General features: G+C 35.6%; 11 protein-coding genes. 5 read left to right on the top strand and 6 right to left on the bottom strand.

What is annotated here, in order from left to right; translation table 11 throughout:
- Nucleotides 1-36 precede the first annotated feature (36 nt).
- The gene (zupT, locus tag FEU33_RS02385; protein ID WP_146547852.1) at nucleotides 37-846 is read right to left on the bottom strand and encodes a zinc transporter ZupT; all 810 of its coding nucleotides are present in this window, start codon (nucleotides 844-846) and stop codon (nucleotides 37-39) included.
- Nucleotides 847-1,415: 569 nt separating this feature from the next.
- Between zupT and FEU33_RS02380 the strand changes: the two genes are divergently transcribed.
- Nucleotides 1,416-2,621, top strand: a complete 1,206-nt coding sequence (locus FEU33_RS02380) for an MFS transporter (protein ID WP_146547851.1) — start codon at nucleotides 1,416-1,418, stop codon at nucleotides 2,619-2,621.
- Nucleotides 2,622-3,168: 547 nt separating this feature from the next.
- Here the strand turns inward: FEU33_RS02380 and FEU33_RS02375 are convergent.
- From FEU33_RS02375 to putP, 5 genes are all read right to left on the bottom strand, one after another.
- Nucleotides 3,169-3,786 carry a phosphatase PAP2 family protein gene (locus FEU33_RS02375; protein ID WP_146547850.1) on the bottom strand — a complete coding sequence of 206 codons (618 nt, stop codon included), beginning with the start codon at nucleotides 3,784-3,786 and terminating at the stop codon, nucleotides 3,169-3,171.
- Nucleotides 3,787-4,031: 245 nt separating this feature from the next.
- Nucleotides 4,032-5,519 carry a peptide MFS transporter gene (locus tag FEU33_RS02370; protein ID WP_146547849.1) on the bottom strand — a complete coding sequence of 496 codons (1,488 nt, stop codon included), beginning with the start codon at nucleotides 5,517-5,519 and terminating at the stop codon, nucleotides 4,032-4,034.
- A gap of 887 nt (nucleotides 5,520-6,406) precedes the next feature.
- The gene (hflX, locus tag FEU33_RS02365) at nucleotides 6,407-7,675 is read right to left on the bottom strand and encodes a GTPase HflX (protein WP_243881416.1); all 1,269 of its coding nucleotides are present in this window, start codon (nucleotides 7,673-7,675) and stop codon (nucleotides 6,407-6,409) included.
- Nucleotides 7,676-7,799: 124 nt separating this feature from the next.
- Nucleotides 7,800-8,492: a VOC family protein gene (locus FEU33_RS02360; protein ID WP_146547847.1), complete on the bottom strand. Its 693-nt coding sequence runs from the start codon at nucleotides 8,490-8,492 to the stop codon at nucleotides 7,800-7,802.
- Between the two features lie 348 nt (nucleotides 8,493-8,840).
- A complete protein-coding gene (putP, locus tag FEU33_RS02355; protein ID WP_146547846.1) occupies nucleotides 8,841-10,328 on the bottom strand; it encodes a sodium/proline symporter PutP in 1,488 nt (495 codons plus the stop codon).
- A gap of 619 nt (nucleotides 10,329-10,947) precedes the next feature.
- Between putP and FEU33_RS02350 the strand changes: the two genes are divergently transcribed.
- The 4 genes from FEU33_RS02350 to FEU33_RS02335 all read left to right on the top strand — a co-directional run bounded on the left by FEU33_RS02350 (nucleotide 10,948) and on the right by FEU33_RS02335 (nucleotide 16,907).
- Nucleotides 10,948-12,108: a class I SAM-dependent methyltransferase gene (locus tag FEU33_RS02350; protein WP_146547845.1), complete on the top strand. Its 1,161-nt coding sequence runs from the start codon at nucleotides 10,948-10,950 to the stop codon at nucleotides 12,106-12,108.
- A gap of 931 nt (nucleotides 12,109-13,039) precedes the next feature.
- On the top strand, nucleotides 13,040-13,912 hold the full coding sequence (gene efeO, locus FEU33_RS02345) for an iron uptake system protein EfeO (RefSeq protein ID WP_146547844.1): 873 nt from the start codon (nucleotides 13,040-13,042) through the stop codon (nucleotides 13,910-13,912).
- Between the two features lie 6 nt (nucleotides 13,913-13,918).
- Nucleotides 13,919-15,199, top strand: coding sequence for an iron uptake transporter deferrochelatase/peroxidase subunit (efeB, locus tag FEU33_RS02340; protein WP_146547843.1), 1,281 nt, complete (start codon nucleotides 13,919-13,921; stop codon nucleotides 15,197-15,199).
- The gene (locus FEU33_RS02335) at nucleotides 15,174-16,907 is read left to right on the top strand and encodes an FTR1 family iron permease (RefSeq protein WP_146547842.1); all 1,734 of its coding nucleotides are present in this window, start codon (nucleotides 15,174-15,176) and stop codon (nucleotides 16,905-16,907) included. The genes efeB and FEU33_RS02335 overlap by 26 nt, the downstream gene beginning before the upstream one ends.
- The last annotated feature ends 67 nt before the right edge of the window (nucleotides 16,908-16,974 follow it).

The following is a 16,974-nucleotide window of genomic DNA, read 5'->3' as shown; positions in this document are numbered from 1 at the left end:
TTGCCCTTGGAAGAGATTTATGAGATAGCTCCTATCCTAGGCCAATAAAACTAAACTAATAGCCATTACAATCATCCCTAAAACAACACCATAGATAGATGAATGTGCTTCATCATATTTGCGCGCAGCTGGTAACAACTCATCCAATGAAATAAAAACCATAATTCCTGCAACCCCAGCAAAAATCATACCGAACATCATATCATTTAAAAAAGGCATTAATAGTAAATAAGCAACAAACGCACCAACAGGCTCTGCCAAACCTGATAAAAATGATAGTTTAAATGCTTTCTTACGATCTCCTGTCGCATAGAAAATCGGTACAGATACAGCAATCCCCTCCGGAATATTATGTATAGCTACCGCAATCGAAATAGCCAAACCTAAATGGGGATCATTTAAAGCTGAAACAAATGTTGCGATTCCTTCTGGAAAATTATGAATTCCTATTGCCAATGCTGTGAAGATCCCCATCTTCATAAGCTTTGAATAATCCTCATTTGAAGGTTTTTTTTGTAAATCCTCTACCATTTTCACTTCATGTGGATTTTCTCGCTTTGGAATCAATTTATCAATCAATGTGATCAGCAACATCCCGCTAAAAAATCCTATCACTGTATATAAATAGCCTTGCTTCTCCCCTAATTCACTGACAAGTGCTATTTTAGCCTTTACGAAGATTTCTACAAGTGACACATAGATCATCACGCCAGCTGAGAACCCAAGCGAAAAAGATAAAAACTTTGTGTTCGTTCTAGAAGTAAAAAAAGCGATCAAACTTCCAACACCTGTGGCTAATCCAGCGAACAAGGTTAATCCCAAAGCATATAAAACATTTCCATCCATCCGCATCCCTCTTTCTATTCCTACTGACATAATAATGTCTAGACCTTAAAGTACAATCTGCACAGCCACTCCACACCTTGGAACAATCACTTAAAATTTAGACCTATTTTCTAAGCATCTTAAACTAACAGTCAGTCGATCCACAGCTACCCCCAATGTAAGCTAAAGGAATGAAATATTTTGTTTATTGTATGCAAATTCTTTCCTCCGCGCAACTTTATTTTGTAAAAAAGGATTGTCCTAAAAATAGAAATCTAAGAGTAAACCTATTGTTTTATTTTTACTATAGAAGAATGGCTCTACACCAAAATATGCTTATTCATTTCGCCAAGCACATGGCTTTGACAAAGACCCATAAGAATAAATATTTGTTTGCAAGCTTTTTTCTAACAAAGCAAAGGGTCATCAGCTATTTTTTGAATCAATATAATATAGCAGTAATCTCATAACTTATTAGAATGAAATAATAAATTGTATTTATTCGTGAAATAAACTTATAATAAAGTTTAATTAGAAAAAATGACAACCAAGCATATTTCTTGCCATTTTATATGGAGTGAAATTGAACAATGAATGATTATATTCAAAAAGGAACGATGGATTTTCGTAAAGCGAACTTAGCATTGTTTGCTGGTGCTTTTAGTACATTTGCGAATTTATATATGACTCAACCTGTGTTACCGACGCTTTCAAAAATTTTTCATATCTCACCTGCTACTGCAAGTCTTTCTTTATCATTAACAACTGTTGCTTTAGCCATTAGTATGTTAATCGTTGGATCACTTTCAGAAGCATGGGGACGGAAACCCATTATGACCTTTTCAATGATTGCTGTTGCTATTTTAACTTTACTTATTGCTTTTGCCCCCAATTACCATATGTTACTTGTATTACGGATCATTCAAGGTGTTGTTTTCGCAGGACTTCCTGCTATTGCGATGGCCTATCTGGGAGAAGAGATTGAACCAGCTAGTTTAGGTGCTGCAATGGGGCTTTATATTAGCGGGAACTCAATTGGTGGTCTTGCCGGGCGTATTATTATGGGGACGATTAGTGATATTTTTAGTTGGCGCATAGGCATGATAACGATTGGTGTCATCAGTTTACTGGTCGCTATAGCATTTTATTTCTTATTACCTGCCTCCAAACACTTTAAACCCGAAAAATTGGCATTTAAGCCTTTAGTCAAATCATTAGTGATGCATTTAAAAGATCCTGCATTACTGAGTCTTTTTGGTGTTGGTTTCTTACTAATGGGATCATTTGTCACTATGTATAATTATATTGGCTTCCAATTACTAGCTCCTCCCTATTCTTTAAGTCAAACGATTGTCGGTTGGATTTTCTTAATATACTTAGTCGGCACCTTTAGTTCTGCATGGATGGGAGGATTAGCCGATAATCACGGACGTTATAAAATATTATTAAGTGGGATTGGTTTAATGTTTGGTGGTGCTGCTCTTTCATTAGTCGGTCATCTTATTCTTAAAATTCTAGGCATTGCTATCTTTACCTTTGGATTTTTCGGTAGTCATGCAATTGCAAGTGGTTGGGTAGGAAGACATGCTACACATGATAAGGCACAGGCATCTTCACTTTACTTATTTTTCTATTACGTAGGATCGAGCATTGGCGGTACAAGTGGTGGTATTTTTTGGTCCAAATTTGGCTGGGGCGGTGTTATTAGCATCATTTTAATATTTTTAATAGTAGCAACTATTTTAACCTATATGATCAATCAAATTACATCGAGAAACTCAGCAGCACAAGGATAAGCAAGTTGAAGTTTGTCCATTGGTCAAAACCTTCAAGTTGAAAAATTTCAGCTTTTTGTCTACTTACCAAGTGTTCTGTTAAACACAGGAGTTATATGAACACAACAAATTGCCTCTTACCGTTTCTGTTTGAACTCTCTGAAAAGTCAACTTAATATGATAAAGTGAAGCTTCCATCAGTGAGGGTTTTCTTCATCCCCCACTGGTGGCTAGCTAAACCAATCGGACTTTTACAGGAAGCTTCCCTTTCCACTTATTCTTCTATCCTATACTGAATACTTGAGATATGGGAGATTTACTACCTGCTCATGTTAGTTGAACCAATCGAACGCAGTTGTTCTCCCACTTAACTTCTTTACTTTCGCTGAATTTTGAGGGGGAGTATTACTACCCGTTCATGCGGGATAAAATAAAAGAAAAAATAGATGCATAGTAATCTTTCAGTGTCTTTTTCTATTTGCATTCTCACCATAAAATTTTTCTTTACATAGGTGTAAATACGAATGGATTTCTAACCTTATTCTGATAATTGTAGGTAATCCTTCTTTTATGCTTTTTTCGCATGGTGTTTGATAATTCTCTTTCTGCGTTCATACCAAATAACTATCAGAATAAAAAATGTATAACCCATCGCCCACCCAGCAATAACATCTGATGCAAAATGTCGACTTCCTGCGATTCGAGATAGACCTATTAAAATGGTCATAATGACTGCACATGACCAAACCGTTACTTTTCTTTTTATAGATGCTTCAAACTCTGTTATAAAATAAGCGATTGTAAAAATATAGAGAATGCCCATCATCGCATGCCCTGATGGAAAACTAAAACTAGCTAATTGATGTGGAATGATTGGGCGCGGCCTGTGTACCCATTCCTTGATTAACCGATTAAACACATTCCCTCCAGCTACTGTTATAAGTGCAAACATCATGCCACGATAATTATGATAATAGATCCACAGCCAAAGTAATAATAGCAAGGTCACAATCATTATAAATTCGTTTTCTCCAAAGTAATGGAAAAATTCAAGGAAGTTGTTACCTTTCAATAGATTTGAAGCGTTTATATCTAGTCTAGTAACCCAATTACTATTTAGATTTGCCAACATAACAAAAAAGATCGCGAACGTTAAAATAGCTAAAGGATAGAAAAATTTCTTCATCAGCCATCCTCCTTTCCTCTTCAAGTATTACTATACCTTTTTATTATTCTATGGAATAGTACCTAAAAAAATTATTGTAAAACATGAATCAAACAAAACTTTCTAATGCACTTGATTGGAGATAAAGTGAAACTCCATCCATGGAGGGCTTTCTTCACCTCCAATGGTATGATTATCTTTACGTAAAAAAAGCCTGTCCTCTATCAGATAAACTGATTAGGACAGACTTTTCACAAGATGAAAGATTATCGAACACTACCCATTTTCTTAGAAATCCATGGGCTTAAGGTCAACATTAAGATGAAGAGCAAAACAGAGGCTCCACCTAGATATCCAAAGTATTGAACTTCAGTAATTTTAGCAAATAGTTTTGCAAATTGAGCATTCAATGCTTGTGCAGCCGTACTTGTTAAGAACCAAAGTGACATTGTTTGCGCTGCAAATGCTGCCGGTGCTAGTTTAGTTGTCGCTGATAAACCAACTGGTGACATTAATAATTCACCTATAACAACTAGGAAGAATGAAATGACAATCCACCATGGACTAATTAACTCTTTACCGCCAGAAGAAATAGCTGGAATGATCATGATTAGGAATGAGATACCGGCAAAGAATAATGAAAATGCGAATTTAATCGGTGTAGATGGTTGACGTTTCCCCATTTTCACCCAAATCCAAGCAAGGATTGGTGCCATAGTTATGATAAATAATGGGTTTAAAGATTGGAACCAAGCAGGTGGGATGTTGAATGATCCTACTGTTAGATCCGTACGTCTTTCTATATAAGTTGCAAGAATCGTTGTACCTTGTTCTTGAATAACCCAGAACATTGTACCTGTGATGAATAATGGAATATAGGCAAGAAGATGAAATTTCTCTTCTTTTTTTGTTTTTTTACTTGTGAACATCCAGATAAACACAGCGATTGGAGCTAATAATCCAATGACTGTAAAGAAGTTCACAACACCGCCAATTGTCAAAACGCCAGTCATTGAGGTAATTATAATCAATACTGCAACAACAATAACAGCAGCAATGAATTTTCTAAGAATGCTGCTACGTTCTTGAACTGTCAACGGATTTTTAGGTTCTAAACCTGCAAGACCTAACTTTTCTTTTTGCTTATGCTTGTACATAAACAAACCGACTGCCATACCAATTGCAGCAATACTAAAGCCTACATGATAGTTATAATTTTTTTGTACTGTACCTACGATTAATGGAGAGAGAAATGCACCAGCATTAATCCCCACATAGAAAATATTGAAACCTGCATCACGACGAGTGTCTTCTTCTGCATACATATCACCAACAACTGATGATACATTTGGTTTTAATAATCCTGTACCAATAATGATAAATACCATTGAGGCGAATAAGAATGTTAAACCACCTGGTATTGCTAAAGAAAGGTGCCCTAAGATGATTAAAATACCACCCCAGAATATAGTCCTTCTAGTACCTAAAATTCTATCTGCAATCCATCCACCAATAATACCGGACATATATACTAAAGAACCATAAATAGCCATGATTGATGCAGCGGTAGTTTCACTTAATCCTAAACCGCCGTTTTTTACCTTATCGTACATGAAGTAGATAAGAATTGCTTTCATACCATAGTATGAGAAACGTTCCCAGAATTCTGTAAAGAATAAACTGAACAAACCTTTAGGATGCCCAAAAAATCCTGTCTGAGGAACTGATTTAACAATTTCCTCTTTCGTTGCCATAAAAAATTCTCCTTCTTTCAATATAAAAAATTATCTTACAATTCAAACTATAAAGTTTATAAATTTGTAATTTCATAGTGATGTTGTCCATTATACACACACAATTTTGCAATGTCAAAAAGCAGTGAAATATTGATAATTCCATATTTTTAGATTATTAAAATAAATCAAAATACTGTTATATAGGTATTTCCATAAATTTCATAAACTAATGAAATATTATTTCTTATAAAGAAAAAGAAGTTACGAAAAAATATGTCTTTCTCAAAAATACATTTCATTCTGTGGCACATCCTCTTAAAAATCCCCTCTATTATTTTTTAAATATAATAAAATACTTAATTGAAAGCTAATAGGTCGTTAAAAAAGTTGATTTTTATCACATTTGAATCAATTTCATAATGTAAAATTCGGATAAAAAACACGAACATTTTAAATCAACATGAACATTAATATTCAAAAATTTTTGTTTCGCTCCAGACGGCGCTTTCCACGGGCTTGGCTTCAATCTCCTCGGGTCGACACGATGTTGACCCCGAAGCCGTTGCCACAGGACGTGGCGAACTTAGGCTTTGTCCCTTAAAACGTTCCTGCGGGGCTTTCAGCTCAAGCTTTTCCCGTAGGACTTTGAATAAGCCTCCTTGAACTAACATCGCACGAAGGAAATGCGCATGCATTTTCGAGGAGTCGCCGTCTTCCGCTCCACAACTATAAAATTTGCTATTATTAAACGTTCGTATTTTTTAAGAAGAAAATGATTTATGAAATTGATTTATTTCTAAAATAAATCAATTTTTCCACAGAAGACTATATAGATTTTATTTATATATCAAAAATAGCGTGCTAGGATTATTCCTAACACGCTGTCTTCGCCTGAGATTATTCTATTAGTTTAACCAGAATGCCTGATATTTTTTCGCTGTTACCTCGTGAAGCTCAACTTGTAGAATGGTGCCCTTTTCATCATATGACGTCTTTAAGACATGCGCATATTCGTTCAAATACGATACAATATCACCACGATCATACGGTATACACAAAGTACAAGTTATAAAATCTGAGAAAATATGTTGGCGAATCAGTTGGAGCAGTTCATCCAGTCCCTTTCCTTCCTTTGCAGATATCCAAATTTGATCATTGTTGACATATGGATAGGCAAGATTAGCTAAATCCGATTTATTAAATACATATATGGTTGGGATATCCTCTACGCCTACTGCCTGTAAAGTATTATTTGTAATTTCCATCATATACTGATTTTCCGCATTTGATGCATCTACCACATGTAAAAGTAAATCTGCATCTCTCACCTCTTCCAATGTGGAACGGAATGCTTTCACTAAATGGTGTGGAAGCTTACTGACAAAACCAACTGTATCCGTTAATAGGAAGCTTTTATTATCTGGTAAGGTAATTTGTCTGACCGATGTTTCAAGCGTTGCAAACAGCATATTTTTTTCAAAAACTTGTTTATGCACTTCTTGATTTGTTTTTTCTAATAATTGGTTCATAATAGTGGATTTTCCGGCATTTGTATAACCCACTATTGAGACAATCGGAATTTCACTTTTGCGTCGTTGCTTTCTTTGCGTTTCACGTTGTTCTTTTACATGATCTAATTCCTTATGAAGCTTGGCGATTTGATCTTCAATTTTTCTGTGATCCAATTCAAGTTTTGTTTCACCAGCACCACGGTTTCTAAATCCTCCACCTGTTCCGCCACCTTGACGGCTTAACGAATCACGAAGTCCTACTAAACGTGGGAGCATATATTGTAATTGAGCTAATTCTACTTGCATTTGAGCTTCTTTTGACTTTGCTCGTTTAGCAAATATATCAAGAATTAACATCGTACGATCAATCACTTTACATTCCAAATCCTTCTCCAAATTTCGGATTTGAGATGGTGATAATTCATCATCGAATATAATCAAATTTGCTTCTGTTGCAGCATAAAGACTTTTGATCTCCTCTATTTTCCCCGTTCCAACATAGTGAGAAGGATTGATACGCTCTAGATTTTGAGTCACTACACCAGCTACTTCTACATTTAAAGCTTCAGCTAAATTACCTAATTCTTCTATTGAATAGTCAAAATGAATATCATTACGTAAGTTCACTCCAACTAAGATTGCTTTTTCGATAAATGGATTCAAAAATTTTCCCCCTTCGTAAATACTGCCAAGAACTGAAAATAAAAAGAGAAGAGCAGAACACCCACTCTCCCCTGCCATTCATATTTATAATTATGTTCATCCTAACATAGGAAGTGTCTAAAACTCAAACTTTCACAATATCGATCGTTTGAAGCCGTTCTTTTCCTTCTTGAAGTTGTTGAAAAACAAAAGTCGTATTCTTAAGCTTCAACGTATTCCCTATAGTAGGCAAGGATAATAAACGCGCCCATTGGATTAGCTTTTTTTCTATGTCTTGAACATTAAAAATACAGCGTTTAATCTGTAACTCCTCATTCGCCTGTTGTATGATCCCATGAGCTTTTAACATCTCATATCGCTTGTGCAGAGGCTGCTCCCATTCAATAAAAAATGGATAAGGTAAAGAATGATTTATCTTATGCTTGATAAATAGCATTTTCCATCTGATGATCTTGCCGTCTTCCGTTTTTCTCTCAGCAGGAATGACGCCTGTTGTTTGATAACCTAGTTTTCGGAAATAGCGATCGCTCTCTTTCAAATCATCTGAACGCAAACACAATGAAGAATATCCTTCTCCGTCATCAATATCATACAGTAATTGCTGAACAAGCGGTTGTGTTGTGTTTTTGGCAATATCCAGATTCTCTATTGCCAACCATTCAATATAACTATTTTTTGTATACAGCAAAGCATTATATGTACCCCAATGTAAATGCTGACCTCCCATAACAGGATGTACCCCTTCTATCGCAACCTCTTTTACGATATCTCCCGGTGCTTTTTTTGTAAAATATACCACATGATCTAACTCAAACATCTCACTCATCCCCTTATCTATAAAGTGAAACTTCACACAATGGTGTTTTTCATTTTCCCCCACTTGCCCTTCGCTACTTTTTACTTGTTTAGAGGTAAATGCTGACCACCTATTCTTACAGGATAAAATGATGCTATTCCGAAAGTAAAATAGTATGCTAAGAGTAATCTTAACATACTATTTTTGGAATATACAGGTAAAAAATAGATGGATTTTAGAATAGTCATCTATAGGCGAGCGTTTGGCAAGAAGCAAACTTAACATACGTTTGCAGAAAAGCAAGCCTTAGCGGAAATCAGTCGATGATCTATATTGAATAGATAAAATTAGATAATCTACACACCTGTATTATTTATTTTTTTGCAATAAATCCAATGTGTCATTGAATTCTTTTTCAATCTCATTATTTTTCTTATATGTCAGTAGACTCACGATAATAGCAGCAAGCAACCCAAAGCCAAACCCTGGAACGATTTCATATAACTGTTCATGAAGTGAATCAATTGATCCCCAAACATAAGAGACAACAGCACCAACGATCATGCCTGTAAATGCTCCCCAGTTTGTTAGCTTTCTCCAATATAAAGAAAGTAAAATAATTGGACCAAATGCTGAACCAAAACCAGCCCATGCGAATGCCACCAAATCTAAAATTTTATTATCTTGGTTCCATGCAAGTGCGATAGCGATTAGCGATACGATTAACACGGCCAATCTGCCCATAAAAACATAATGTTTGTCCAATCCATCTTTTTTGAAAATGGCTTTATAAATATCCTCTATTAACGCAGAAGACGTGACAATGAGTTGGGATGAAATAGTACTCATAATGGCCGCTAATATGGCTGCTAGCATTATGCCTGCAATAAATGGATGGAATAGGATTTGACCCAATGCGATAAATACTGTTTCTGGATTTTTCAATTCCAAACCATTTTGTTGATAATAGGCAATCCCTACAAGAGCAGTAGCAATTGCTCCGAATAGACTTAAGAACATCCAACTAATTCCAATACGACGAGCTTGTTTTGTTTCCTTGACACTAGAAATCGCCATAAAACGAACAATAATATGCGGTTGGCCAAAATATCCCAGTCCCCATGCCATCGCTGAAATAATGACTGCAGCCGATGCTGTACCTCCAGCAGTAAAGCTCAATAAATGAGGCTTTACTTCTTGAATAGAGGCGACTGTTTGAGAAAATCCTCCTGTTTTGAACAATCCAAAAAGCGGTACTGTAATCAAAGCTAAAAACATAGTTAAACCTTGGATAAAATCCGTATAGCTAACAGCTAAAAATCCACCAAATAACGTATAAGCAACTACAACACCCGATACAATTAGTAAACCGGTATGATAACTGTAACCAAAAGAGCTATCAAAGAATACGCCGCCTGATACCATCCCTGAAGATACATAGAATGTAAAAAATACAAGAATAATAAGTCCTGAAGCGATTCGAAGTAATTTTGTATGATCACGTAAACGATTATCTAAATAACTTGGTATCGTAATAGAATTATTCGCTACTTGTGTATACATACGCAAACGTGGCGCAACAAGTCTCCAGTTTAAATAGGCACCTATTGTTAAACCAATGGCGATCCATCCTTCTATTAAACCGTTTGCATAAATAGCCCCTGGTAACCCCATTAATAGCCAACCAGACATATCTGCAGCTCCTGCACTTAATGCGGTAACCATTGGACCTAATGAACGCCCTCCTAACATGTAATCCGTTAAGCTGGACGTCCTCATAAATGCGTACCAACCAATCCATAACATGGCGACCATATAAATCAGAATGGCCAATAATTGATACATATTGTCGGACATATTGAAATCCTCCTTTATTTTTGTATTCAAATTTTTCTATAATCCACACGTATTACTACCATATTTATGAATAAAATATGAATACTATGAAACTATAAAATAATATGCTTACAAGTTTATCCCGCGTTAACGGGCAGTAAGCTCCACCCCTCTAGATTTAGAGAGAAACGAGATAGGTAGATGAGGAGCAACTGCCCGTATAAGCCCGATTGGTTCGGGTCAACAAGATGTTGGTCACTCAGGTGTTGCCACAGGACGTGGCACTTTTAACCTGAGTTCCCCTAGTTTAGTGCGGGATGCACCCCCCACGGATGAAAGTTTCACTTTATCTACTACATGTTATCATAAAATTCTGTTATTAATAACCTCTAAAAAATGATTATTTATACGTTTTTTTGCAAATTCAAAACATGCTTTTGAAATCTCCTTTTCTCTATTAAGAAAAATATTTCATTTTCCGCTTAGCTACATGTTCTTCTTACTTGTTTTCTACTGAATTCATGATGTTCTACTATTCTTTTTCTAATTGTTCATAAATAGAGTTTGGCTCTGTGTTTAGAAAAGCTAAAATTATGATACACTTATGCCAACGATTAAATGGCAAAGAAGGCGACGCAAGATGGATATTAATGAAATGAAACAAGGATTGCTTGAGCATTTATTGAAGGAAGAACTTGTATCAGCAACCATCAGTCAACCACGAACAAAATCAAGCGATTTGAAACGGATTAAGTTAAAACCAATAAAACTAAAGGGAATCTACTATATTCAGTTAGAATATCAATATGAACGCATTTTAAAACATGAAAATATACCATTATCATTAATTGGACAAAGCTTAAATGAGTTATTTGACCAGTTTCGGCAATTCCAAGGTGAATTTATAGGAGAAAATATCCATATTCAACTTTCTAAGAAAAATAAAGTGTTATGGAAAACCGAAAAAACGGAAAAGAAAAAGGTCGAGTTATCACATAACCGTAAAAAAAATTATTTGCTTAACCCCGACAAGCCCTATCCATTTTTAGTCCGGCTTGGGGTACAGTCTCCAGAAGGCAAAGTAAAAAAACAAAAATATGATAAATTCAAACAGATTAATCGCTTCATTGAATTTATCCATGATTCTTTAGATTATCTTCCAAAGGATCGGACCATTCGCATTTTAGATTTTGGTTCTGGTAAATCATACTTAACATTCGCTCTTTATCACTACTTGAAAATTGAAAGGGGCTTGGATATCCATGTCACGGGTCTTGATTTAAAAAAAGAAGTGATCGAAGAATGTGCGAAAATTGCCAAAGACTTGCAATATGATCAGCTTGAATTTTTAGTTGGTGATATTAATGATTACAATGATGAAGCGTCCGTTGATATGGTTGTTACGCTGCACGCTTGTGATGTTGCTACAGATATGGCATTAGCCCGTGCTGTGAAATGGGATGCCCAAGTCATTTTAAGTGTTCCTTGCTGTCAGCATGAACTCCATCGTCAATTACAATCAGCTCCTCTCGATGTGATGCTACAACATGGGATCATCAAAGAACGTTTTGCAGCATTAGCAACTGATTCGATCCGTGCAGAAATTTTAAGCCTGGTAGGTTACGATGTACAACTTCTAGAATTTATCGATATGGAACATACACCCAAGAATATCTTGATCCGTGCTTACTATACTGGTAAACAACCAACTATTGTGCAAAAAGCTCGTTACAACGCATTTACAGAATTTTTATCAGCTAAACCTTTTCTAGAAAACGAACTCAAAGAATATCTCGAATAAGAAGAATCTAAAAAACATGCCCATTTTCTGATGAGGCATGTTTTCTATTACTGATTTTAAATTATTATTTTTAGATATGCCAATTGAAAAAAATAGGATGAATATTAGCTGATAACAAGGCAATCATTTCTAGTCTACTATAGATAGATTGTAGCGAAGGAAGCGTCGTAAGCTACACGCCGCAGGAAATCAAGCCGTGGCGAAAATAAATCGATAATGTCTATTTTATGAATAACATTGAACCATCAATACGCATATTATTTTAATTTTATACAAGCGTGTTGATTATCCAATTTAATCCATAAAAATAAGAGGATTTGTTGATTTCCACTCCGGCTTGCTCGCTTTCCTGCGGGCGAATGCTGAGCCTCCTCGCTACGCTGCGGGGTCTCATCTATTCGCTTTTCCCGCGGGAGTCGAGCAAGCCTCCGCTCCAATCTATATAAATGGTCTTAAAAATACAGAGTTTTTCAAAAACTATGTCAAAAAGACACCCCTAATTTTTGTCAAATCAACACGTGTGAATTTTATATTGATTATTGACTATGTTTTTCTGTATGATTTTAGTTGGCATCGGAAGTTCAACTAATTTCGTTTAATTGAAGGCTTTTATATCGAAAGCAAAAAAATTGATGCCGTTTATTCATAAGAGAAGTTCTAAATAAACTTTTTTAACATTTCTGTTAGCAAACTCTATATCTCTTATTTATATTTTCTTTTTCCGCATCTTTTTTACTATATACACATATAATAGGAGCCTCTCTTGAAAAATTTTGACAGACTTAGAACTACCTTGCTTTCTTTATTTGTCATATCGGTTACAATAAAAATTCTTTCCTAAATTCTATTGATTTTTTTATTGATAATGATTATCATTGCTATTAAAGACCTAGATGATGCAAAAAAATCATTGGAAAGAAGGATATAATAGATGAAAACAAAATCATTATTAGCCATTTTATTAGCAGGGAGCGTCGTAATGACTGGATGCAACAGTGCTGATGATGCGAAAAAGGACGATAGCAAGACGAAAACGCAGGAAACAACCAAAGATGCCTCATCAACTGCTGATTTACAAAAAGAAGTGGATGCATACAGAGACTTCGCTCTTGATCAATTAGACAAATTCACTACTGAAACAGAGAAATTTGTAGCCGCTGTTAAAGATGGTGATATTGATAAGGCAAAAGAAATCTACCCAACAGCTCGTATGTACTATGAACGTTCTGAACCAATTGCAGAAAGCTTCGGCGATCTTGATCCTCGCATTGATGCTCGTTTAGCTGATTTAAAAGATGAAGGTAAAGGTGCTGAAGACTGGACTGGTTACCACAAAATCGAGTACGGTTTATGGGAAAAGAACACTACTAAAGGTTATGAAAAAGTAGCTGATCAATTGCTTGCAGATGCAAAAGAGCTACGTGGTCGTGTTGAAACTGCTGATGTAACACCTGATTTGATGATAACAGGTGCTGTTGACTTATTAAATGAAGTATCTACTTCAAAAATTACTGGTGAAGAAGAAATCTATTCTCATACTGACTTATATGATTTCAAAGCTAATGTTGAGGGCGCAGAAAAAATCTTTACTATTTTAGAAGATAAGCTGAAAGAAAAAGATCCTACTTTAGCAAAAAATTTAGCTGACAAATTCAAAGCTGTTAATGATTTACTTGCAAAATATGAAAAAGATGGCGGTTATGTTTCTTATACAAAACTAACAAAAGATGATACAAAAGCTTTATCTGAAGCTGTAAATCAATTAGGTGAACCATTAAGTCAAATGGGAGTCGTAGTGGAGTGATTATAAATGACTAAAACAAACGATGATGAAAAATTGCTAGATAAAAAGATTACACGCAGACAAATGCTGAAAGTAACAGGTGCTGGGGCCGCTGGAATCGCAATCGGCGCTTCTGGCATGGGAGGAATTTTGAAAGCATTTGGCAAGGATTTTTTAGAAGATGATGATACCAGCGCCACCAATAAAGTAAACTTTTACGGCAAGCATCAATCAGGCATTGCTACTGCTGTACAGACGAATATCTACTTTGCTTCATTAAATGTTTTAGTAAAATCTAAAAAAGAATTACAAGAGTTGTTCCAAATGTGGACACCTCTTGCCGTTCAAATGATGAATGGTAATGTGATCGGTGTATACAAGAATACGCTGATTCCGGCAAAAGATACTGGTGAGGCAAAAGGCTTAGATGCTCGCAACTTATCCATTACATTTGGTGTTGGTCCATCTTTATTTGAAAAGAAAGAACTTGGTCTTTCCTCTTTAAAACCAAAAGAATTAAAAGATTTACCCCATTTTCCAAAAGATCAGCTAGAAGAAGTATATACAGGTGGGGATATTTGCATTCAAGCTTGTGCGGATGATCCACAGGTCGCATTCCATGCAGTACGTAATCTTATTCGTGCCGCATCAGGTAAAGTGACTATGAAATGGTCACAGGCAGGGTTCAATTCATTTCCTATGAAAAACGGTAAAAAACAAACACCTCGTAATTTATTTGCTTTCAAAGATGGTACAGAAAATCCAACTACCTCTGATGAAAAGGATATGAATAAGGTTGTTTGGGTACAATCCGGTGATTCTAAGCCTTGGATGACAGGCGGCACTTATTTAGTCGTCCGTCGCATTCAAATGCATTTAGAAACATGGGATCGCACTGCGTTATCTGAACAGGAAAATACATTTGGACGCCATCGTGACTCAGGTGCACCACTTGGTAAGAAAAGTGAATTTGATGATATGGAAATTGAACGGAAAGATGCAAATGGCAACTATATTGTTCCAGAAGATTCACATGTTTTTCTAGCAAAAAAGGCAAAAGCTAGAGTTATGCGCCGTTCATATTCTTATTCTTCAGGTGTTATTGACTCAACTGGTACTTATGATGCCGGGCTTGTGTTTATTTCTTTTCAAAAAAATCCTGAACAATTTATTAAGATCCAAAACAGTTTTGGTCGTTTGGATAAAATGAATGAATATATTACCCATCGAGGAAGTGGTGTTTTTGCTTGCTTCCCAGGTATTAAAAAAGGAAGTTATATAGGTGAAGCATTATTTAACACGTTGTAGTCAATTCATCATCATACTCTTTGTTTTACTGGCAACTGTACAGCCTGTCTTTGCTGCTGAATCATATAGGGATTTATATATTTCGATTAGCGATGCCATTATGAATTCCAAACAAGGGAACGATACAAAAGCTGAAAAAGCTGTTCAATCATTTGAAGAAAGCTGGAACAAAGCTGGCGTCAAGGAATCGAAAGAATCGAAGGCTGTTGAACAGGCTTTAGATCAAGCGAAATCTGCAACGACTGATGATGAACGTTTAAAAACGTTAACGACACTCTCAAAGGCTTTAACGGCTCTTGAAAAAGCTGAAAATCCAGTCGATGAAAAAGCTGAGAGAAAAACGTTCCTCAAAACTATGACTCCTGAACTGAATCGATTAGAAACAGTAATGAAAGAAGGAAACATAGACAAGCTGAAAGCAGAATATAATCATTTCAATATTTTTTGGAACCAAAAAGAAAAACCAGTACGTTCCTATGACGTTGCTGCGTACGGACAAATTGAAACTCAAATATCTTTTATGAGAATTACACTTGCGGATGAAAATCCTAGTATGAATGATTTTCAGGATCAATTTAACACCTTAAAAAAATACATTACCGCTTTTGGTAACAATAAAAAAGTATCTGCTACTTCCAATGGCACTTACTCTTTACAAACGTTGATTGATTTAATCGATGATGCGAAAACGCAAATCGATGATAAAGATTATACAAAAGCAGCTTCAACCGTCAAAAAATTCATTACAACTTGGCCGAATGTGGAAGGCGACATCCGTACAAAGAATGCTTCTCTTTATACAAAGATCGAAAGTGATATGCCGATTATTGCTAGCGACCTGATGAAGGATGCTGTTGATGCAAAAGATATCAACTCACAACTGGATAACTTTAAACAACAAATTCAATTGATCCAAGATGATCAAAGCTATAGTTTTTGGGATTCTGCATTAATCCTTCTTCGCGAAGGTTTAGAAGCATTACTTATAATCATTGCCTTAGTTGCTTTCTTGAAAAGATCAGGGAATCGCCATATGGAAATATGGATTTATATTGGCGCAGGCATCGGAGTTGCTGTAAGTGCTGTTTTAGCTATATTGATGTCAACTATTTTTAATTCTTCAACAATTAATACTAGCCGTGAAATGATTGAAGGTTATGTAGGTTTGATCGCTGCAGCTATGATGATTGGTGTCGGTGTATGGTTGCATAGTAAGTCCAATATCAAAGCTTGGAATGCTTATATAGCCAAACAGATCAATCATGCAATGTCAAAACAAAGTGTATGGGCTATGGCTTTTATCAGTTTCCTTTCTGTCTTCCGCGAAGGTGCTGAAACATTGATCTTCTATATGGGAATCGCACCTAAAATGTCAACAGCTGATTTCTCTCTAGGAATCGCAATAGCAATTGCCATTTTATCTGTTGTAGCATTCTTGCTATTACGTGTAAGTGGAAAGATTCCTATACACAGATTCTTTGCAGTTGCGACGATTTTCATCTATATTCTTGCATTTAAAATTATTGGTGTAAGTATTCATACATTACAATTAACCGATACATTGCCTTCAACTGTTCTAAATAGTGTACCTGTTTGGGCAGCAATCGGATTCTACCCAACAGTTGAAACCATTATCGGTCAAGTAATACTACTTGTTTTAATTGCTCTAACAATTATTTATAAAAAACGAAAAAACAATCGATTATAAATACCATAAAAACAGCATGCTAGGGTTACTCTTAGCATGCTGTTTTTGTATACATACCCTATTTAGG

Origin of the sequence: Rummeliibacillus suwonensis (assembly GCF_007896435.1) — a bacterium.
In the GTDB taxonomy this organism is placed as follows: domain Bacteria; phylum Bacillota; class Bacilli; order Bacillales_A; family Planococcaceae; genus Rummeliibacillus; species Rummeliibacillus suwonensis.
The sequence above is the reverse complement of the archived record's forward strand: the minus strand, read 5'-3'. Positions and strand labels throughout refer to the sequence as shown.

What these genes read in the sequence shown, in the direction of transcription:
- zupT (WP_146547852.1), bottom strand. Translation starts at nt 846, where the DNA reads ATGGATGGAAATGTTTTATATGCTTTGGGATTAACCTTGTTCGCTGGA.
- FEU33_RS02380 (WP_146547851.1), top strand. Translation starts at nt 1,416, where the DNA reads ATGAATGATTATATTCAAAAAGGAACGATGGATTTTCGTAAAGCGAAC.
- FEU33_RS02375 (WP_146547850.1), bottom strand. Translation starts at nt 3,786, where the DNA reads ATGAAGAAATTTTTCTATCCTTTAGCTATTTTAACGTTCGCGATCTTT.
- FEU33_RS02370 (WP_146547849.1), bottom strand. Translation starts at nt 5,519, where the DNA reads ATGGCAACGAAAGAGGAAATTGTTAAATCAGTTCCTCAGACAGGATTT.
- FEU33_RS02360 (WP_146547847.1), bottom strand. Translation starts at nt 8,492, where the DNA reads ATGTTTGAGTTAGATCATGTGGTATATTTTACAAAAAAAGCACCGGGA.
- putP (WP_146547846.1), bottom strand. Translation starts at nt 10,328, where the DNA reads ATGTCCGACAATATGTATCAATTATTGGCCATTCTGATTTATATGGTC.
- FEU33_RS02350 (WP_146547845.1), top strand. Translation starts at nt 10,948, where the DNA reads ATGGATATTAATGAAATGAAACAAGGATTGCTTGAGCATTTATTGAAG.
- efeO (WP_146547844.1), top strand. Translation starts at nt 13,040, where the DNA reads ATGAAAACAAAATCATTATTAGCCATTTTATTAGCAGGGAGCGTCGTA.
- efeB (WP_146547843.1), top strand. Translation starts at nt 13,919, where the DNA reads ATGACTAAAACAAACGATGATGAAAAATTGCTAGATAAAAAGATTACA.